This window comes from Mesorhizobium loti (assembly GCF_013170705.1).
GTDB lineage: Bacteria > Pseudomonadota > Alphaproteobacteria > Rhizobiales > Rhizobiaceae > Mesorhizobium > Mesorhizobium loti_D.
Genome location: NZ_CP033334.1, coordinates 342,244 through 362,275, shown reverse-complemented (window position 1 = coordinate 362,275; position 20,032 = coordinate 342,244). Strand labels below are relative to the sequence as shown.

The window sequence follows — 20,032 nt, the reverse complement described above, 5'->3', positions numbered from 1 at the left end:
GGGCGCTATTTCGCCTTGGCCACGCGCTCCCTGAGAAACTTGATCATGAACTTGTATCGCGGGGCCAGCCGCCCGGTCCGCTCGAGTTCCAGCGTCATGTCGAGCGCCTGGGAGAGGACCACCTTGGGGTTCCTGGCGACCTGGGCGTAGCCGACCATGGCGACCACCAGGTCGCGCTGCCATGTCGCGTTGTCAGGGTCGGACCGGGCAAGCTGCTGGCGGATGGCGAGGCTGTCCTGAAAGGCCTGCCGTGCACCTTTGACGTCGCGCTGCTTGACCTTGAGCATGCCGATCTCGGACAGCGTGATCGACAGGTCGCGTTGCCAGTCGGCATTGCCGGGATCGAGCTTCGCCAGCCTGTCGGCGATGGCGAAACTGTCCATATAGGCTTTCAGCGCCCCGTTCTGATCGCCCTGAATGGCGAGAACCCCCGCGACCTTTTCAATGGATACCGAAAGGTCGCGCTGCCAGTCGGTGTTGTTCGGATCGCTCCCTGCCAGCACGCGGGATATTCGGAGCGCTTCTTGATAGGCGGCGAGTGCGTCCGGCCACTTCTCCTGGTCGCTCAGCGCATTGCCGATCTTGGCGTTGCCGACCGACAGGTCGCGTTTCAGCTCGCTGTTGTCGGGATCGCGGCCAACCAGTTGGTCGACGATGACGTGGCTCGCCTGGTAGGCCGCGAGCGCACCGGCGGCATCGCCGCGTTCGCGCTTGAGATCGCCGATCGTCTCATGGCTGACGGAGACGTCGCGCTGGCGCTCGGCATCCTGCGGCTTCTTCCCTGCCAGCGCCAGCCGGATCTTCAGGCTCTCCTCATAGGCCGCCTCGGCATTGTCGAACTGGCCGGCGCTGTGCGCCAGATTGCCGATCTCGTCATAGGTAATGGTGAGGTCGCGTTGCAGTTCGGCGCGTTCGGGTTCGTTGGCGGCGAGCTGTTTCTTGATCGACAGGCTTTCCTGATAGACCTGCGAGGCGCCCGCCAGATCGCCTTGCGTCACCAGCACGTTGCCGATCTTGTCGTCGGCCATGGCGAAATCGCCGAACCATGGCAGGCGGCCGGGCTCGGCCGCGGTCAAATCCATGAGCATGGATCTGGCGGTCCGGTAATTCTCCAGCGCGGCCGGCAGGTCGCCTTGCGCCATCCTGATATTGCCGAGCTTGATATGGCTGACGGCAAAGTCGCGCTTGACGCTCGGATCGGTTTCCCGGGCGGAGCGCAATTCGAGATTGGATACCAGCGCCGAAAAGGCGCGGCCCGCGGCGTCGGTGTTGCCGACGAGGGTGTAGAGCTTGCCGAGTTCGTCCAGGGTGCGGATCTGACGGTCGGCATCCTCCAGCGCCAATGAGGACTGCCCAGCCTCGCCATAGAGCGAGAGCACCGTTTCATAGTCCTTGATGGCGGTGGCGTAGTCGAAGTCGGCGCGCGCCGCACCGCCGGACAGATAAAGCGTCGCGGCCTCGGACAGGGTGCGGCTGACGAAATTGACCTTCAGCGCCTGGCGCGAAACATTGTCTATGTCGGCTGCCTTGGCGAGAAGGGCGCGGGCGCCATCGAAGGCGCCGAGCGAAAGCTGTTCCTCGGCCTGCTTGCGCAACTCCGCCACCTGCGGATCGTCGGAGGCGAGCGCCTTCATTTCGCTGCGCACCTTGACGAAGGCGTCGGCAGCCTCGCGTAGCCGGGCGTTCAGGCTGCCGGCGGAGAGATGGCTGGCGTCGGCGCTGATCAGCGCGCCATAGAGCGGCGCCAGCGGCATGTCGGCGTCGTTGGCGATCTGCTCGACCTCGCCGCGCATTTGCGGAGTCACATCGGCCATGGCCAGCAGCAGGCGTTCGCGCTCCGGCAGTTGTTCCTTGGCCTCAGCGGCAAAGAACAGCTTCGGCAGGCCGCTTTCGACATAGGGCAGCTGTTTGCCGCGTGTGAGGTCATAGACCTCCTGCTGCACCAAGGTCAGCACCGAGCGGATCTCGAGCCCGTCCGTGCCGAGATATTTGGTCAGCGCCGTCGTGAAGGGTGAGTTTTGCCCGGTGCCGTCGGCGGCCGCCTCGCCGGGTGCGGCCGAAAAGGCGAACAGGATGTTTTCCGCTCGCCCGACGCGGCCGAGGCCTGGCTTGACCTTGTTGACGACTTCCTTCGCCAGCGAGGTCGCGCCGCGACCGTTGCCACTGCTCCCCGAGAACGGATCGCTGCGGCAGGCGTCGAGCACGATCAGCCCGACCTTCGCGGTGGCGGCGACGGCGTCGCGCACCTCTTCCAGCGGCAGGCTGGTCTTGTCCAGTTGATCGAGCGAGGAGGAGTCGGCATCGACCGGCAGCAGCCGGTTGTCGCCGGAGATTTCGACACCATGGCCGGAGAAATAGACCAAGGCCACATCGGCGCCCTTGGCATCCTCGCGGAAATCGTCGAGGGCGCGCCGCATGCGCCTGAGGTCGCGATTGGTTTCGAGCACGACCTCGAAGCCGAGTTTCTTCAGCACCGCTTGCATGGCCTCGCCATCATGCAGGGGATTGGCAAGCGGCCGGACCAGCCGGTAGTCATCCTCGGCGATGACCAGCGCCACGCGCCGTTCCGCCGCCGCGGTGACGATGGTCGCGAGCATCAGCAGCAAGGCAAACAGCAAACGCAAGTCGAACCGCCCCCGGCTCAGTCCCTTGCCGACCATTCCACCTCTTTATGGCGCGAGCAAGCGAGGCACTCGGCCAAACCTGCTCTTTCAGCCGGCGCGCATCGGTTTCAACGCCTCGCTCCAGCGCAACAGCTCGTCCAGCATGGTCCTGGCGCCACCCGCCACCTGGTCGCTGGCGCTGAAGGCACCGTTCTCGTCAAGCAGCTTCTGGTACATCGGCAGCGCGACGCCCTCGGGGATCGGCATGATCCCCACGGCGGCCAACAGAGGCTTCAGCGCCTGCGCCGCGCGCAGGCCGCCGGAGACGCCGCCATAGCTGAAAATGGCGGCGGGCTTGTACTTCCATTCGCGCGCGAGGTAGTCGATCGCGTTGATGATCGCGGGCGCCGCGAAATAATTGTACTCGGGCGCCACGAAGACAAAGGCGTCGGCGGCGTCGATCGCCTTCGACCACGCCTTGGTGTGGTCGTTCTGATAGTTGCCCAGCCTCGGATGATGCGGCTCGTCGAGCACCGGCAGGTGGAACGCGGCGATGTCGGCCAGCACTGGCTCGAATTTCCCGTGCTCGCGCGCGAACGTCTCAAGCCATTCCGCAAAAACAGGACCGGCGCGGCCTGGCCGCGTGCTGCCGATGATGATGTTCAACTGGTGCTTCAAGACAGGCTCCTTTGTCGGCGGTATCTCTTGGTGACTGTCACTACGGCAGAGCGTCCTGTCGGACAAGGTTTGAACGCCAGGCGGAGCGGTCACGATCGGATGAACAGACTGTCTGCTTCGTGCCGCGCATTGCCTGCCGTTCGGTCACATGGACGTCCGGGGTGCCAGCCACTACATTCAAGCATCAGCGGAGCACTTCATGGACACTCAGCCCGCCCCCTTTGTTCCTCCCGCCCCGAAGCCGCGTACATCGCCGCCTTCGACGCTGGAGATGATCCGCATCGTCTACCGCAATCCGCTCGAACTCTGGGGCGAGCCGACCTACAACGAACCCTGGATTTCGGCCAAGGGCGCGGGCGGACCGCTGGTCATCGCCAACGATCCTAGTCTCATCCGCCATGTTCTGGTCGACAATGCCAAGAACTACAAGATGGCGACGGTGCGCCAGAAGATCCTGCGCCCGATCCTGCGCGATGGCCTGCTGACCGCCGAGGGCGAGGTCTGGAAGCGGTCGCGCAAGGCGATGGCACCGGTTTTCACGCCGCGCCACATCTTCGGCTTTGCCCAGCCGATGCTGAAACGCACGCTCGAGTTTGTCACCCGCTACGAGCAGGGCGGCACATCCGACATCGCCCATGACATGACGCTGCTCACCTATGACATCCTGGCCGAGACCCTGTTCTCCGGCGAGATCGCCGGCGAGCCGGGCAGTTTCGCCAACGAGATCGACCGTTTGTTCGAAACCATGGGCCGTGTCGATCCGCTCGACCTGTTGCGGGCGCCCGATTGGCTGCCGCGGCTCACCCGCATCCGCGGCCGCAAGACCATGGCCTATTTCCGCAAGATCGTGACCGATACCGTCAAGATGCGCGAAGAGAGATTCAGGCGTGATCCCGATGCCGTACCACAGGATTTCCTGACGCTGCTGCTCAAGGCCGAAGGCCCGGAGGGGCTGACGCGCCCGGAAGTCGAGGACAACATCATCACCTTCATCGGCGCCGGCCATGAGACGACGGCGCGGGCGCTTGGCTGGACGCTTTATTGCCTCGCCGAATCGCCATGGGAGCGCAATCGGGTCGAGCAGGAAATCGACCAGGTGCTGGCGCGCGAACCCGATCCGACGAAGTGGCTCGACGCCATGCCGTTGACCCGCGCCGCCTTCGACGAGGCGCTCCGGCTCTATCCGCCGGCGCCATCGATCAACCGCGAGCCGATCGTGCCTGAGATGTGGAAGGATCTCTATATCCCCAAGCACGCGGCCGTGCTGGTGATGCCGTGGGTCGTCCATCGTCATCGGAAGCTGTGGGACCGGCCAGATGCCTTCCTGCCCGAGCGTTTCCACCCGGGGAACCGTGAAAAGATCGACCGTTTCCAGTACCTGCCGTTCGGAGCAGGTCCGCGCGTCTGCATCGGCGCCAGTTTCGCCATGCAGGAGGCGATCATCGCGCTCGCCATCCTTTTGTCGCGCTTCCGCTTCGACACCACGGCCGAAACGAAACCCTGGCCGGTGCAGAAATTGACGACCCAGCCGCAAGGCGGGCTGCCGATGCGGGTCACGCCTCGCTAGGCATGCCGATATTCTGGTGATGCCCGCCTGCGAACGGTGGCGGCCTGACCTGAATCTCAACGCACCTTGGGCTTACGCCGCGGGCTTGCGCTGCTGGAACTGGCCGGCGGCGCGGAAGCGCCAGAGGTAGCTCGGCAGGATCGTTGCGATCGACTGCGGCTGGATGCCAAGCCCGGCAAGTGTCCGGTTGGCCTTGGCGGCGGCGTCCGAAACGATGTTGTGCTCGCGCAACAGCATCACCTGGTCCCTGGTCAAGAGCGGATTGGGCAGCAGGCCGAGGACCGAGGCCTGGATGTTGGCCACCCACCACGGCACCGGGACCAGCAGGCGCTTGCGCTCGATCACCGCGAGCAACTCTTCCATGCACTCCTTGAAGGTGAGCACGTTGGGGCCGCCAAGCTCATAGATCTGGCCGCGATTGATCTTGCCATCGACCGAGCGTGCCACCGCTTCGGCGACGTCGCCGACATAGACCGGCTGGAACTTGGTCTGGCCGCCGCCGATCAGCGGCAGAACCGGCGAATAGCGAGCCATGTTGGCAAAGCGGTTGAAGAAGCTATCCTCGGGTCCGAAGTTGATCGACGGCCGGAAGATCACGGCGTCGTCGATCGTCTCCAGCACGGCCTTCTCGCCTAGCGCCTTGGTGCGCGCGTAATCCGATTCGGAGTCCGCGTCGGCGCCAAGCGCCGAAACATGCGTCAGCCCGGCGCCAACGGAGCGCGCGGCTTCGGCGACGGCGCGGGCGCCGAATTCATGCACGGCGGAGAACTTCTGCCGGCCGCTCTCATGCAAGACGGCAACGAGATTGACGACATGGTCGGCCCCTTGCACGGCGCGGTCGACCGACCAACGCACCCGCAAATTGGCCTGCACCGGCTGGATCTGGCCGACATTGCCGAGCGGCTGCAAATGGCCGGCAAGGTCGGGCCGCCGGCAGGCGACCCGGATGCGATAGCCGCGCTTGGCCAGCGCGCGCACCACGTGGCGGCCGACAAAGCCTGACCCGCCAAAGACGACGACGAGCTTTGGGGTCTGCAGGATTTCGGTCATGGCGGGCTCCGGCGCACTTTCCAGATGGCTTGGCTGAAGCCGTTTCATAGTCCGTTTTGCGCCAAAGGCAAAGGGTGACGCGTCGTCGCGTCACCGCTCTCGAAAGCTTGTTAGAATGCCTTGCCGATACGGGCGTCGACCGAGTGCCGGTTGCCGCCGCGAATGGCGAAGAAGAGCAGGATCGCGGCCCACAAAAGCGACTTTTCAGCACCCGAATAACCCTGGCCCATGGTCACCCAGTGGAACCAGACGGTCACCAGCAGCACGAACAGGCCGGCAAAAGCGGCCGGACGCGTCAAGAAGCCGATGGCGATGAAAATGCCGCCGAAAAATTCGGTGCAGGCCAGAAGCAACGACCAGAAGGCGCCGGGATAGAAGCCGAGGCCTTCGACCATCTCGGCGGCGCCGAACGGATTGGTGATCTTCTGCGAACCGTGGATGGTGAGAAAGATGCCGGCAACGGTACGCAGCAGGGTTTCGCCGGCATCATGCAGCGACGAATACAGGCGGCCAAGCGCCGGAATGATCAGCTTGCCGTGGGAAGCGTCGGTGGTTGCGGACATCGTGGCTCCTGTTGTTGTGATGATCACCTTGCAAACGCCCGATGGTCCCCATCAAGTCAAGTTAACAAAAGTTAACTTTCATAATCATGTTTATGTGCGCGAGATGAAAAAGCAGAAAACCCCGCCGAAGCGGGGTTTTCCGGGTGAAGCTCATGTCGAAACCAGGGTCCAACGAGGCGGCCTGACCTGAGACGGTATCAGCTGGCGTGAAGCAAGCACGCCCGCCCCAGCCCTGGACGCATCCGACAGAAGACACCGGCCGGGCACCCCAACCCGGACAGTCATGGGTCGCGGCGACGCGCGCGAAGGTTCACGAAGGCGCGGAAAATCGTCGATTTCTTCAGGCCGAATAGCGTTCGGCGAATTCGGAAATACGCTGCACCACAGCCTTGGGCGCGGTGATGCCGCGCGCCTGAGCCTTCTCGGCCGCCTCGGCCCGGGCGCGGCCCGGCACATGCACGCCAAAGCGGCGGCGCAGGCGGTCAAGCTGGTCCTTCATGCGCTGCTCGAAATCCGGGTCGAGCAGCTTGGGCTCGATGGCCAGCACGAACAGGCCGGTTCCGGGGTTGTCCGGCCCACCGGTGAACCATGGCGCGTCGAGCGACCAGTTGGCCCCGGAAATCCCCGCCGCCAGCACTTCGACCATCAGCGCGATGTTGGCTCCGCGCTGGCCGCCAAAGGCAAGCATGGCGCCTTTCATGGCCGCTGCCGGATCGGTGGTCGGGTTGCCGCTGGCGTCCAGCGCCCAGCCTTCGGGAATTTTCTTTCCGTCCTCGGCCGCCTTGCGGATGTTGACGAAGGCGGTGGCGCTCGAGGACTGGTCGATGACAAGCGGCGCGCCGTCGGCGGCCGGCGCGGCAAACGACATCGGGTTGGTGCAATAGACCGGCTTGACCGAGCCCGAGCCGGCAAGCACGGCCGGACCGTTGGTGGCGGCGAACGATACCAGTCCCTGTGCCGCCAGCCTTCCGGTGAAATAGCCAAGCGCGCCGCATGTGTAGGCGTTCTTCTGCGAGAAGATGGCAACGCCGAACAGCCTTGCCGCCTTGGCGAGATCGTCGATCGTCCGGTCGAAGCCGGTATGCGCCAGCCCGCCGCGTGCGTCGGAGAGATAGACGGCCAGCGCCGGCCTGGTGATCACCGGATCGGCGTTGCCGTCGATGCGGCCGGCCTCGAGGGCCTCGAGATAGTCGATGAAATGCGAAAGCCCGACGGTCGAAAGCCCTTCCGCCTCGGCTGCGATGATGGAGGCCGTGAGCGATTGCGCGGCCTCCTCATTGGCGCCTGCGCCGAGTGCCGCCATCCGGCACAGTCCTCTTGCCTGGTCGAGACTGAGTTGCATCATAGCCGTCCTGGGGTCGCGAGAACTGGTTGAGGTGGTCGGGTCCGTGCGTAGCAGCAGATGGGCCGGCGTTTGTGTTGAAAATCGTCCGCAACTGCAAGAAAAGCGGCGGATGTCTCCATCGAGCCGTGCGCGATCGGTGCGCCTCTAGCCGACCTTGACCGGTATCCGCGCTTCGATCCGGCTGAAGGCCAGGACGAGAATGCCGGTGATCGCCATATAGATCAACGCCAGCAGCAGCAAGGGCTCGTAGGTGAGGTAGGTATCCTGTCGCACCTTGGACGAGACGGCGAAGATATCGATCACGCTGATAGTCGCCACCAGCGGTGTCGACTTCAATTGCAGCACGGTCTCACCGGTCAGCGTTGGCAGTGCCCGGTAGAAGGCCTGCGGCAGCCAGACGCGCTGGAAGATCTTCCAGCGGCTCATGCCGAAGGCGCGGGCGGCTTCCAGCTGTCCCTTGGGCACGCCGGCAAAGGCACCGCGCATCACCTCGCCCTCGTAACCAGCGAAGGACAGGGTCAGCGCCAGCACGCCATACGGCCAGGCCTGTCTGAGATAGGGCCACATCCAGGATTCGCGGATCCATGGATATTGCGGGAACAGCGAGCCCAGCCCGTAATAGAGCAGCCACAGTTGCAAGAGCAGCGGTGTGCCGCGGATGATGGTGCAGAAAACCTTCGCCGGCGCCGCAACCCAGATTGAACCGGCGGCCTGCGCCAGCCCGACCGGCACGGCGATCAGGAAGCCGAGCACGCAGGTGACGGCCAGGATCCACAGGGAGCGCCAGATGCCCATCAGGCCCAGTGCCCAATATTGCGGCAGCCAGTCCCAGCGCATGAAAAAGGCGGCTGACAGCACCAGCCCCAGAGCGATCAGGATGAGGACGATGCGGTGCGGCTGCAGCCATAGCGAGGCGCGCGCCGCGGTGTTGATGATGGCGGCCTCGCCCACCATCAGCGTGCATCCTTGATCGAAGGCATGCCGCGCCGCGCCCATTTCTCGGCGCGGCCAAGCAGGAGGTTGGAAAACAGCGTCACCGCGAGATAGAGCACGCCGGCGGCGAGATAGAATATCAGATAGGCCTTTGTGACGCCTGCCGCCTGCCGTGTCGCAAGCGTCAGTTCGAAGAAGCCGACGACGGCCAGCAGGGCGGTGTCCTTGGTCGCGATCAGCCACAGATTGGCGAGACCCGGAATGGCAAAGGGCAGCATTGCCGGCAGCGTGATGCGCCGCAGGAGAAGGCCGGGAGACATGCCGTAGGCACGGGCGGCTTCGATCTGGCCCTGCGGGATGGCGAGAATCGCGCCGCGCATGACTTCCGTCGAGTAGGCGCCCTGGACGAAGCCAAGCACGGCTATGCCGGCCACCAGTCCGTTGATATCGACACGCTGGTAGCCGATCGCGGTGAGCACCTGGTTTATCAGGTCGGTGCCGGCGTAGTAGAGCAACAGGATCAGCACCAGTTCAGGCACGGCGCGCACCACGGTGGTGTAGACCGCAAGCAGGTCGCGCACGACAGGCCCGCCATAGAGCTTGCCATAGGCACCGCAGGTTCCGATGAACAGGCCGACGATCGTGGCGCCGACGGCGATCTCGATCGAATGCAGCAGCCCGAGCATGAGTGTCCCGCCCCAGCCGACTGGCGCGGGCGAGAGGAGTTCGATGATACCGGCCGCCGAGGCCGGAAGAAACGCGTCGATCAGCTTCGCCCCCGGATTGCTGGCGCTATTCGCCGACGTCAGTGGCCGACGGCAAGCATGCGTGGGAAGGGTCGGCCGGAGAGCATGACCCTGGCGTCATGCCCTCCGGCTCGTGCGAGGGGCGTCAGTTCGACTGCGTCGAGCCGCCGTAAATGTCGAAATCGAAGTACTTCTTCGAGATTTCGTCATACTTGCCGTTGGCTCGGATCGCCTTGATGCCGGCGTTGATCTTTTCCTTCAGGGCGGTGTCTTCCTTGCGCACGCCGGCGCCGACGCCGGGTCCGAGCACTTCGTCGTCCGGGGCCACCATGCCCTTCAGGTCGCAGCAGGCCTTGCCCTGGTCGGACTTGAGGAATTCGCCAAGCGCGATGGAGTCTGCCTGCACCGCATCGAGGCGGCCGGCGGCGAGATCCTGGTTGGCTTCGTCCTGGGTCTGGTATTCCTTGATCTCGGAGGCCGTCGCGCCGAAGTGCTTCTTGGCGTAGACGGCGTGCACGGTCGACACCTGGACGCCGACGACCTTGCCCTTGAGGTCATCCGGCGTCGAGCCGAACTTCTGGTCCTTCGGTCCGATGATCGCCGTCGGCGTGTTGTAATACTTGTCCGAGAAGTCGATCGTCTTCTTGCGTTCGTCGGTGATCGACATCGACGAGACGATGAGATCGATCTTCTTGGTAGTCAGCGCCGGAATGATGCCGTCCCAGGCAACCGGCGTGATGACGCAGTCGAGTTTCTCCTCGGCGCAGACGGCGTCGATGAAGTCGATCTCCCAGCCGACCCATTTGCCCGAAGCATCCGGCGAGGTGAAGGGCGGATAGGGCTCGGCGGCGACGCCGATCTTGACCGGGTCGGCCTTGGCCACGCCCATGGCGGCGACGCCGAGCAGCAGTGCCGCGGCGAATGTCTTCAGAACAGTCTTCATTTCGTGACTCCCAGTTTGTTGTTGGTTCCCGGTTTTCTTCCGTCCCGGCCTGTCCCTAGCCGATGTTGCGGATGAACTGCTTGAGCCTTTCGGATTTCGGCGCGCCGAAGATCTGTTCCGGCGGGCCTTCTTCCTCGACCAGCCCGTTGTAGAGATAGACGACATGGGTCGCGACCTCGCGGGCGAATTTCATCTCGTGGGTGACCAGCACCATGGTGCGGCCCTCGCGCGCCAGGTCGCCGATCACCTTCAGCACCTCGCCGACCAGTTCGGGGTCGAGCGCCGAGGTCGGCTCGTCGAACAGCATGACGCGCGGATTGATGGCCAAGGCGCGCGCGATGGCGGCGCGCTGCTGCTGGCCGCCCGACAGATAGGCGGGATAGACGTCGCGCTTTTCGGCAAGTCCGACGCGTGCCAGCAGCTTTTCGGCCTGGGCGATCGCCTCGTCGCGCCTGACGCCAAGCACATGCACCGGAACCTCGATGACGTTTTCGATCAGCGTCATGTGGCTCCACAGATTGAAATTCTGGAACACCATGCCGAGCTTGGAGCGGATGCGCTCGATCTGCTTGCGGTCGGCCGGAACGGTGTGGCCGTGGCTGTCCGCCTTCAGCTTGATCTCCTCGCCATTGACGCGGATGATGCCGCTGGTCGGATTTTCGAGGCAGTTGATGCAGCGCAGCAGCGTCGATTTGCCCGAGCCTGAGCCACCGATGATGGCGATCACCTCACCATCGCGTGCCGACAGAGACACGCCCTTCAGCACATGCAGTTCGCCGAATTTCTTGTGCAGGTTTTCGACATGGATGGCTTCGGCGGCGCCGTCCTGCGCCGTTCTTTCGAGGACGGATGCAGCGCCCTGCGCCATCATCCCTTCGACGCTCCGCGGAGCGGTCGAGCCCATCGCTGCTGGATTGTTTTACCCATTACCCATCACTGGACAGAGTTCCCCTTCTCAAGATGGACCGTTCCGCTTGCCTCCGTCAACCATGGTTTTTGGACCATTGATCACGGCTTGCTGTAGTGGTTAGTGGCGGCAGGGATGTTTCGGGAGAATTTAGTGGGCAAAACATACGGTTCGCAGTCCATGGCAGGACCGCTCAAACGCGTGCTGATGCGGTCCGCGTCGAGTGCCATGCGCCACGCCAAGGCGCGGGAATGGCACTATGGCCCGGGCTTTGACCCGCAAAAAGCCGCCGCCCAGCATGAACGGCTCACGCAGCTGGTCGCGGCTTCAGGGGCCGAGATCGAATGGCTGACGGACGCCGATGACGGGTTGGCCGATTCCGTCTTCACCCACGACCCTTCGCTGATGACCGATCACGGCGCCGTCATCCTGTCCATGGGCAAGGCACTGCGCCGGCCGGAGCCCGGCCTGCACGAGGCCGCCTACACCAGCATGGGCATTCCGATCCTCGGCCGCATCGAACATCCCGGCCAGGTGGAAGGCGGTGACTGCGTCTGGGTCGATGCCGGCACGCTGGCCATCGGCCGCGGCGTACGCACCAACCAGGACGGCATCCAGCAGCTCGCCAACCTGCTCTCCCCCAAGGGCATCCAGGTCTTTGGCTTCGATCTGCCGCTGTGGCATGGCGAGGAAGCCTGCCTGCATCTGATGTCGGTGATCAGTCCGCTCGCCGACGATCTGGCTTTGGTCTATTCGCCGCTCCTGCCGGCGGCCTTCTACCAGATGCTGCGGGCACGCGGCATCAAGCTGGTCGAGGGCGATGCCGATGAGTTCATGGCCTCCAACGGGCTCAGCCTCAACGTGCTGCCGACCGCGCCGCATCAGGTGATCGCCGTCGCCGGCTTTCCCAAGACGGCGGCGGCCATGGAAGCGGCCGGCTGCACGGTTTCCACCTTCGAGGCGGATGCGCTGTGCATCGCTTGCGAGGGCGGTCCGACCTGCCTGACACGTCCGGTGCTGCGCCAATGACGACCACCAAGACGATCACGGGGCCGACCATCGGCGAAGCCCTCATCACGCTGCTCGAAGCCCATGGCGTCGACACTGTCTTCGGCATTCCGGGCGTCCACACGGTCGAGCTCTACCGTGGCCTGGCGCGCTCGAAAATCCGCCATGTCACACCGCGCCACGAACAGGGCGCCGGCTTCATGGCCGACGGCTATGCCCGCGCCAGCGGCAGGCCAGGTGTCGCCTTCGTCATCACCGGACCGGGGCTGACCAACACCATCACCGCCATGGGCCAGGCGCGAGCCGATTCGGTGCCGATGCTGGTCATCTCGGGTGTCAACGCCACGCCGACGCTGGGCAAGGGGCTTGGCTTCCTGCATGAGTTGCCGGATCAGCGCGGCATGATGGAAAAGGTGGCGCTGTTGTCGCGGCGTGTCACCGAGGCCAGCGAGTTGCCCGGGGCATTGGCACAGGCCTTCGCCCTGTTCTCGTCCTCGCGGCCGGGCCCGGTGCATATCGAGATCCCGACCGATGTCATGATCAAGCCGGCTGACAATATCACGGCACTGCTGAGCAATGCGGCACCGCCGGCGCCGGACGGCGCGGCAATTGCCGGTGCAGCCAAACTCATCGCCGCCGCGCATCGCCCGCTGATCCTGGCCGGCGGCGGCGCCAAGGGTGCCGAAACGCCATTGCGGCGCCTTGCCGAGAAACTGGGTGCGCCGGTCGTCGAGACCACCAATGCGCGGGGTCTTCTGCACCGCCACCCGCTCTGCGTGCCGGCAAGCCCCAGCCTGAAGGCGGTCCGCGCGCTGATGGCCGAGGCCGATCTGGTGATTGCCGCCGGCACCGAATTCGGTCCGACCGATTATGACGGCTACGGCGATGGCGGCTTCGTCCTGCCTTCCAACCTGATCCGCATCGACATCGGCGCCGACCAGCTCGCGCGCCGCCCGGTGACGATCGGCATCCAGGCCGACTGCGCCGAGGCGATCGAGGCCTTGCTTGCCGTGACCGGCTCCGCTCATCCTGCGGCGCCAGACGGCGAGGCACGTGCCGTCACGGCACGAAAGGCGGCGTTCGCCGAGCTCAGCCCGGCCTATGTGGCGCAGGTGCGTGCGGTGGAGATGATCCGCGACGCATTGCCGGGCGCCATTGTCGTCGGCGATTCGACGCAGCCGGTCTATGCCGCCAACCTTTATTACGACCACGACCGGCCAGGCGGCTGGTTCAATGCCGCCACCGGCTTCGGCGCGCTTGGTTACGGCCCACCGGCCGCGATCGGCGCGGCACTAGCCGTGCCCGATGCACCGGTTGTCTGCCTGACCGGAGACGGTGGTTTCCAGTTCACGCTGCCCGAACTTGGCGCGGCGCTCGATGCCCAGGCCCCGGTTATCTTCGTGGTCTGGAACAACAGGGGCTATCGCGAGATCGAGACCTCGATGCTCGATGTCGGTGTCGAACCTGTGGGGGTCTCGCCGGCGCCGCCGGATTTCTGCAAGCTGGCCGAAGCCTATGGCATCGGTGCCGAGCGGCTGGCCGATATCGGCGCCTTGCCGCAGGCGCTGAGGCGGGCCCGGGCGACAGGGTTGCCGCGTGTCATCGAAATCACGGTCGATTGAGCGCCAAGGCCGGCGTTGATTTTTCAACCTGTACCGGCCATTCGCCGGCTTGCCGGTTGCACGGCGCGAGCCGCGGGGCCGGCAAATCGCGGTGGCCGGCGAACTGACGCATGCAAAGACGCAACAACTGCCATGTCGAGATATCAGTTGAGTGATTGCCCGAAAGGCGCGACGCTTCGCGTCGGCGCGGCGCAACAAGCGAAATAACCATAAGAATACGACAGGAGCGATCCAGGATGACGGAAACACTTCAAGGCAGGCATATCGTCGTGACCGGTGGAACCGGCGCGCTCGGCGGCGCGGTGGTTGGCCGGCTGCTGGAGCAGGGCGCGATCTGCCATGTGCCGAACGCACATGCCGCGGCACCCCACCATTTTCCATTCGCCGCGCACGAGAACGTCAAGCTGGCGCACAATGTCGACCTGTCGGATTCCGCCAAGGTTGAAGGCTTCTATACCCAGGTTCCCGCCTTGTGGGGATCGATCCATCTCGCCGGCGGTTTCGCCATGGCGCCGGTGGAAAAGATCGAATCGGCGTCCTTTGCCGAGATGATGGACACCAACGCCCGCACCACCTTCCTGTGCAGCCGAGCGGCTATCCGTTCGATGCTGGCTTCGGGCACATCAGGCCGCATCGTCAATGTCACCGCGCGCGCCGGGCTTGACCCTAGGCGCGGCGCCGGCATGGTCGCCTACACGGCCAGCAAGGCGGCGGTCGCGGCCATGACGGTGGCGATGGCCGAAGAGCTCAAGGCCAAGGGCATCCTGGTCAATGCCGTGGCGCCGTCGACGCTCGACACGCCGGCAAACCGCGCCGACATGCCGGATGCCGATTTCACCAAATGGGTCAGCCTCGAAGCGGCTGCCGAGGCCATCGCCTATCTCGCCTCGCCCGCCAACCAGGCGATGAGCGGAACGCTGGTCCCCCTCTACGGCCGGGCGTAGCTCCGCTATCGAACGACCTGGCTCTCGCCAAAGAAAAACCCCGCCGGATCGCTCCGGCGGGGTTTTTTCTTTGGGGGCGGAAGAAGAGGCTTAGTTGCCCTGCTTCTTCAGCGCGGCACCCAGGATATCGCCCAGCGAAGCGCCGGAATCGGTCGAGCCGTACTGGGCGACCGCTTCCTTCTCTTCGGCGATTTCCAGCGCCTTGATCGAGACCTGCAGCTTGCGGGTCTTCTTGTCGAAGGCGATGACGCGGGCATCGACCTTCTGGCCGACGGTGAAGCGCTCGGGGCGCTGCTCGTCGCGGTCGCGGCTCAGGTCCGAGCGCTTGATGAAGGTCTCGATGCCGCTGTCGACCAGCCGCACTTCCAGCCCGCCATCCTTGACGCCGATGACCTCACAGGTGACGACGGCGTTCTTGCGGAGTTCGCCTGAAGTCGCCGCTTCGCCGACCGTGTCGCGGGCCAGCTGCTTGATACCGAGCGAGATGCGCTCCTTCTCGATGTCGACGTCGAGCACCTGCGCCTTGACGATGTCGCCGCGATTGTACTCTTCGATGACCTGCTCGCCCGGACGGGTCCAGTCGAGGTCGGAGAGGTGCACCATGCCGTCCACGTCGCCTTCCAGGCCGATGAACAGGCCGAACTCGGTCTTGTTCTTGACCTCGCCCTCGACCTGGCTGCCGACAGGATGGTTGCGCGCGAAGGCTTCCCACGGATTCTCAAGCGTCTGCTTGAGGCCGAGCGAGATGCGGCGCTTGGCCGGATCGACCTCGAGCACCACCACGTCGACTTCCTGCGTCGTCGACAGGATCTTGCCGGGATGCACGTTCTTCTTCGTCCACGACATTTCCGAAACGTGGATGAGGCCTTCGATGCCCGGCTCCAGCTCGACGAACGCGCCGTAGTCGGTGATGTTGGTGACGGTGCCCTTGATCTTCTTGCCGATCGGGAACTTCGTGCCGATCTCGGACCACGGATCGCTCTCGAGCTGCTTCATGCCGAGCGAGATACGGTGGGTTTCCTGGTTGATGCGGATGATCTGCACCTTGACCGTCTGGCCGATGTTGAGGATTTCGGTCGGATGGTTGACGCGGCGCCATGCCATGTCGGTGACATGCAGCAGGCCGTCGATGCCGCCGAGGTCGACGAACGCACCGTAGTCGGTGATGTTCTTGACGACGCCTTCGACAACCTGGCCTTCTTCGAGGTTCTGCACGATTTCCGAACGCTGTTCGGCGCGGCTTTCCTCGAGTACGGTACGGCGCGACACCACGATGTTGCCGCGGCGGCGATCCATCTTGAGGATCTCGAAGGGCTGCGGGTTGTGCATCAGCGGGGAGACGTCGCGGATCGGGCGGATATCGACCTGGCTGCGCGGCAGGAAGGCCACGGCGCCGTCGAGGTCGACGGTGAAGCCGCCCTTGACCTGGTTGAAGATGACGCCTTCGACGCGCTCACCCTTGGTGAACTTCTCTTCGAGGCGGACCCAGCTCTCTTCGCGGCGGGCCTTCTCACGCGAAAGCATCGCTTCGCCAAGCGCGTTCTCGATGCGCTCGACATAGACTTCGACGGTGTCACCGACCTTGAGGGTGGTGTCCTTGCCCTTGACGCCGAATTCCTTCAGCGGCACGCGGCCTTCGACCTTGAGGCCGACGTCGATGATGGCCATGTCCTTTTCGATCGCGGTGATCGTGCCCTTGACGACCTGACCTTCACCGGAATGGCCGGTGGTGAATGATTCTTCGAGCAGGCTCGCGAAATCGTCGCGAGTGGGATTTGCAGCTGACATTGTTTCTCCTGGAGTGCCCCGCATCTCTGAGCGGGACGGCGCCGTGGGTTAGCGTTGCGTTGGCCTGCCGGCGTTCCGGGCTTTAAAAAGCCCTGGGCCGCTTTGAAGCGGCAATTCCGGCGCATGAAGAATGCTGGCAGGCTGGTTCGTGCCCGATATGGGTATTTTCTTCGCTTCCGGCAACGGAAACAGCATGAAAACCCGGATCAGGCCTTGTTTCTCTTGGCCAGCACGTCGTCGATGACAGCCATGGCCGCGAGAAACGCGGCTTCTATAGCCATTTCGCTGGTATCAAGCAAGTGCGCGTCGGCGGCCGGCTTCAAGGGCGAGTCGGCGCGGCCCATGTCGCGCTCGTCGCGGCGCACGATGTCGGCGAGGATTTCGGCGAAATTGGCGGTACCGCCAATGCTTTCGATCTCGGCCAGCCGGCGTCGTGCCCGCACTTCGGCGCTCGCCGTCACATAGAGTTTGATGTCGGCGTCGGGGCACACGACAGTGCCGATGTCGCGCCCGTCCAGCACCGCGCCCGGCGGTGTCCTGGCGAAGGCACGTTGCTTCTCGACGAGGATGCGCCGCACCGTCGGGAACACCGCGACCTTCGAGGCCGCCTCGCCAACGGCATGCGCCGACAAGACCGCGCGGTCGAGCTGCGCCAGGTCGACCTGGCGGGCGGCGGTTTCGGCGGCCGAGACATTGTCGAGCGGCAGCGCATGCTGGATCAGCGCATAGGCCACCGCGCGATAGGTAAGGCCGGTGTCGAGCAGGTTCAGCCGGTAGTGGTCGGCGAGTCGCCGGGCGAGCGTGCCTTTTCCGGCGCCGGCAGGGCCGTCGATGGCTATGGTGAAGGTTGAGGTCATTGGCAGGCCAGCGCTTCGCAAAGCTTGGCGTCCAGCCCACGCGCCTTCGTCATCCCAGGGCGGAGCAGGAGCGTAGCTCCGTTACGGAGACCCTGGGATCCATGCCGTGACATCAATCGAAGAGTGCCGCGGTCCAAAACTCTGCACCGTCGCAACGCTCTGGCGTCATGGCATGGATCCTCGGGTCTACGCGTCCGCTTCGCTCCCGCTCCGCCCGTGGATGACGAAGGGAAGGATGTCGGCCCCCAATCTCCAAAGTTCGTGATTGCCACGACTATCACTCGATCTCCGCGCCCAGCCCCGTCATCAGGCCCATGAACTCCGGGAAACTCGTCGCGATCATGGCCTGGTCGTCGATGGTGACAGGCTTTTCCGTCGCCAGTCCCATCACCAGAAAGCTCATGGCGATGCGGTGGTCGAGATGGGTTTGCACCGTGGTGTCCAGGCCGTTGGGATGGCCGCCCAGGCCCTTGCCGCCCGGCTTGCCGCGCACGGCAAGCGAAGCCTCGCCCTCGGTGCAGTCGACGCCGTTGAGCTTCAGCCCGTTGGCGACGGCCGACAGCCGGTCGGATTCCTTCACCCGCAGCTCTTCCAGCCCCTGCATCAGCGTCTCGCCCTCGGCGAAGCTCGCGGCAACGGCCAGCACCGGGTACTCGTCGATCATCGACGGTGCCCGCTCCGGCGGCACGGCGACGCCCTTTAGCTCGGAATAGCGCACGCGCAAGTCGGCGACATCCTCGCCGCCGGCATTGCGCGGGTTCAAGATGTCGATCTTGCCGCCCATTTCCTGCAGCGTCAGAAGCAGGCCGGTCCGGGTCGGGTTCATCAGCACGTTTTCGATTGTTATGTCGGAACCCGGCACGATGAGTGCCGCGACCAGCGGGAAGCCGGCCGAGGACGGGTCGCCGGGCACAGCGATCGTCTGGCCCGTCAGCTTGCCCTGACCCTCGATGAAGATGTGGCGCACGCCGCGCTCGTCGGTCTCGACCGACAGGTTGGCGCCGAACCCCTTCAGCATCTTTTCGGTGTGGTCGCGCGTCATCACCGGTTCGATCACCGTGGTGATGCCTGGCGTATTGAGGCCGGCGAGCAGCACGGCCGACTTCACCTGCGCCGAGGCCATCGGCACGCGGTAGGTGATGGGTGCGGCGTGCTTGGGACCATGCAGCGTGATCGGCATGCGGTCGCCCGGCGTCGCCTTCAGCACCTGCACGCCCATCTGGCGCAGGGGCTCGAGCACGCGACCCATCGGCCGGCCGGACAGCGAGGCGTCGCCTATGAAGGTGGTTTCCATGTCGTAAGTGCCGACCAGGCCCATGGTCAGCCGTGAGCCGGTGCCGGCATTGCCGAAGTCGAGCGGGCCTTCCGGCTGCAGGAGCGCGCCATTGCCGGTGCCGCGGATCACCCACTCGGCGCCGCGCTTCTCGATATGCGCGCCCATCGCCTTCATGGCCGCGCCCGTGCGCATCACGTCCTCGCCCTCCAGCAGGCCGGTGATGCGGGTTTCGCCGGAGGCGAGACCGCCGAACATGAAGGAGCGGTGCGATATCGACTTGTCGCCCGGCACGCGTGCCGTGCCGGAAAGGGCTTGAGATTTGCGGGCGGTGGCCGGCTTGGCAGCGGCGGCGTGAGACATGGAATTTCCCTGGACGGAATGCCGGCGGGCCGGCGCTTTTCATTTGTTGCGGCGGTCTCGTATCACGGCGGGGCGAAATGGTCATCCCCATGGTCGTCACTTGCCGCGAGGCCTTTTACTGCTTGGTTTTGTGACGCCGGCTTTTGGCTTTGACAGCGCCGCAAACAGTGGTTAAGGGGACCACTCTTTTATTCACGAGGCTTGCCGTGGCAAAAACCGAACTTGGCACAAAGCGTATCGACCCCGAAACGGGTCGAAAATTCTACGACCTGAACAAGGACCCGATCGTCTCGCCCTACACCGGGAAGACCTATCCACGTTCCTATTTCGAGGAAGGCAAGATCGCCGCCCTCGAGGAGGAAGAGGAAGTGGCCGAGAAGGAAGTGGACGCCGAGGACGAAGAGGGCGTTGAAGTCGTCTCGCTCGAAGAGGCCGACGAGGACGTCAAGGGCGACGACCTGCCGGATCTCGGCGACGACGAGGACGTTGATCTCGGCGACGACGAGGACGACACCTTCCTCGCCGACGAAGAGGAAGAAGACGACGACGTTGCCGACATGATCGGCGTCGGCGACGACGACGACGAGGTCTGATCGACCCGAGAGACAAGCGTTTGCAGGCTTTCTTGGCCTGTGAACAAAAAGCCGGCATTGAAGGCTTGATATCTGGGAAAGGCGGGGTTAGAAGCCGCCTGCACTAACGGCGCGGTGTTCCAACCCGCGCTGATCTCTTCGCCGGAAACGGCGCCGGTTGACTGCCGGAAGTGGGGCCATAGCTCAGTTGGGAGAGCGCTTGAATGGCATTCAAGAGGTCGTCGGTTCGATTCCGATTGGCTCCACCAA

At 64.5% G+C, this 20,032-nt stretch carries 18 protein-coding genes and 1 tRNA gene; 7 read left to right on the top strand and 12 right to left on the bottom strand.

The features are described from left to right. Nucleotides 1-5 precede the first annotated feature (5 nt). Nucleotides 6-2,624 carry a caspase family protein gene (locus tag EB815_RS01630; protein WP_056570345.1) on the bottom strand — a complete coding sequence of 873 codons (2,619 nt, stop codon included), beginning with the start codon at nt 2,622-2,624 and terminating at the stop codon, nt 6-8. 87 nt (nt 2,625-2,711) lie between these two features. Continuing rightward, nucleotides 2,712-3,281, bottom strand: coding sequence for an NADPH-dependent FMN reductase (locus EB815_RS01625; RefSeq protein ID WP_056569251.1), 570 nt, complete (start codon nt 3,279-3,281; stop codon nt 2,712-2,714). A gap of 199 nt (nt 3,282-3,480) precedes the next feature. Between EB815_RS01625 and EB815_RS01620 the strand changes: the two genes are divergently transcribed. Continuing rightward, nucleotides 3,481-4,848, top strand: coding sequence for a cytochrome P450 (locus tag EB815_RS01620; RefSeq protein WP_056569254.1), 1,368 nt, complete (start codon nt 3,481-3,483; stop codon nt 4,846-4,848). Nucleotides 4,849-4,920: 72 nt separating this feature from the next. On the opposite strand, the gene EB815_RS01615 is transcribed toward EB815_RS01620, so the two are convergent. Then, nucleotides 4,921-5,898, bottom strand: a complete 978-nt coding sequence (locus EB815_RS01615) for a complex I NDUFA9 subunit family protein (protein ID WP_056570346.1) — start codon at nt 5,896-5,898, stop codon at nt 4,921-4,923. A 110-nt stretch (nt 5,899-6,008) separates the two neighbouring features. Then, entirely contained in the window at nt 6,009-6,461 is a 453-nt protein-coding gene (locus tag EB815_RS01610; RefSeq protein ID WP_056569257.1) for a DoxX family protein, read from the bottom strand. Here EB815_RS01610 and EB815_RS01605 point away from each other — a divergent pair. Next, nucleotides 6,448-6,651, top strand: coding sequence for a hypothetical protein (locus EB815_RS01605; protein WP_162258908.1), 204 nt, complete (start codon nt 6,448-6,450; stop codon nt 6,649-6,651). The genes EB815_RS01610 and EB815_RS01605 overlap by 14 nt on opposite strands. A gap of 150 nt (nt 6,652-6,801) precedes the next feature. Here EB815_RS01605 and EB815_RS01600 read toward each other — a convergent pair whose 3' ends face one another. The 5 genes from EB815_RS01600 to EB815_RS01580 all read right to left on the bottom strand — a co-directional run bounded on the left by EB815_RS01600 (nt 6,802) and on the right by EB815_RS01580 (nt 11,299). Then, nucleotides 6,802-7,803 carry an Ldh family oxidoreductase gene (locus EB815_RS01600; protein ID WP_056570348.1) on the bottom strand — a complete coding sequence of 334 codons (1,002 nt, stop codon included), beginning with the start codon at nt 7,801-7,803 and terminating at the stop codon, nt 6,802-6,804. 147 nt (nt 7,804-7,950) lie between these two features. Then, a complete protein-coding gene (locus tag EB815_RS01595) occupies nt 7,951-8,760 on the bottom strand; it encodes an ABC transporter permease (protein WP_056570350.1) in 810 nt (269 codons plus the stop codon). After that, nucleotides 8,760-9,425 carry an ABC transporter permease gene (locus EB815_RS01590; protein ID WP_056569260.1) on the bottom strand — a complete coding sequence of 222 codons (666 nt, stop codon included), beginning with the start codon at nt 9,423-9,425 and terminating at the stop codon, nt 8,760-8,762. The genes EB815_RS01595 and EB815_RS01590 overlap by 1 nt, the downstream gene beginning before the upstream one ends. Nucleotides 9,426-9,630: 205 nt before the next feature. Then, entirely contained in the window at nt 9,631-10,428 is a 798-nt protein-coding gene (locus EB815_RS01585; RefSeq protein ID WP_056569263.1) for a transporter substrate-binding domain-containing protein, read from the bottom strand. 55 nt (nt 10,429-10,483) lie between these two features. Then, a complete protein-coding gene (locus tag EB815_RS01580) occupies nt 10,484-11,299 on the bottom strand; it encodes an ABC transporter ATP-binding protein (RefSeq protein WP_081295046.1) in 816 nt (271 codons plus the stop codon). Nucleotides 11,300-11,515: 216 nt separating this feature from the next. On the opposite strand from EB815_RS01580, the gene EB815_RS01575 reads away from it, so the two are divergent. The 3 genes from EB815_RS01575 to EB815_RS01565 all read left to right on the top strand — a co-directional run bounded on the left by EB815_RS01575 (nt 11,516) and on the right by EB815_RS01565 (nt 14,909). After that, nucleotides 11,516-12,364, top strand: coding sequence for a dimethylarginine dimethylaminohydrolase family protein (locus EB815_RS01575; RefSeq protein WP_056569266.1), 849 nt, complete (start codon nt 11,516-11,518; stop codon nt 12,362-12,364). Continuing rightward, entirely contained in the window at nt 12,361-13,965 is a 1,605-nt protein-coding gene (locus EB815_RS01570) for a 5-guanidino-2-oxopentanoate decarboxylase (RefSeq protein WP_056569268.1), read from the top strand. The genes EB815_RS01575 and EB815_RS01570 overlap by 4 nt, the downstream gene beginning before the upstream one ends. Nucleotides 13,966-14,201: 236 nt before the next feature. Next, nucleotides 14,202-14,909, top strand: a complete 708-nt coding sequence (locus EB815_RS01565) for an SDR family NAD(P)-dependent oxidoreductase (RefSeq protein ID WP_056569271.1) — start codon at nt 14,202-14,204, stop codon at nt 14,907-14,909. Nucleotides 14,910-14,999: 90 nt separating this feature from the next. Here the strand turns inward: EB815_RS01565 and rpsA are convergent, their stop codons facing one another. From rpsA to aroA, 3 genes are all read right to left on the bottom strand, one after another. Further along, nucleotides 15,000-16,697: a 30S ribosomal protein S1 gene (gene rpsA, locus EB815_RS01560; protein WP_056569274.1), complete on the bottom strand. Its 1,698-nt coding sequence runs from the start codon at nt 16,695-16,697 to the stop codon at nt 15,000-15,002. A 206-nt stretch (nt 16,698-16,903) separates the two neighbouring features. After that, nucleotides 16,904-17,554, bottom strand: coding sequence for a (d)CMP kinase (cmk, locus tag EB815_RS01555; RefSeq protein ID WP_056569277.1), 651 nt, complete (start codon nt 17,552-17,554; stop codon nt 16,904-16,906). 277 nt (nt 17,555-17,831) lie between these two features. Further along, nucleotides 17,832-19,190, bottom strand: coding sequence for a 3-phosphoshikimate 1-carboxyvinyltransferase (gene aroA, locus EB815_RS01550; protein WP_056569280.1), 1,359 nt, complete (start codon nt 19,188-19,190; stop codon nt 17,832-17,834). 206 nt (nt 19,191-19,396) lie between these two features. Between aroA and EB815_RS01545 the strand changes: the two genes are divergently transcribed. Both EB815_RS01545 and EB815_RS01540 read left to right on the top strand, forming a co-directional pair. Next, on the top strand, nt 19,397-19,783 hold the full coding sequence (locus EB815_RS01545) for a TIGR02300 family protein (RefSeq protein ID WP_056569283.1): 387 nt from the start codon (nt 19,397-19,399) through the stop codon (nt 19,781-19,783). A 172-nt stretch (nt 19,784-19,955) separates the two neighbouring features. Then, a tRNA-Ala gene (locus tag EB815_RS01540) sits at nt 19,956-20,031 on the top strand. The last annotated feature ends 1 nt before the right edge of the window (nt 20,032 follow it).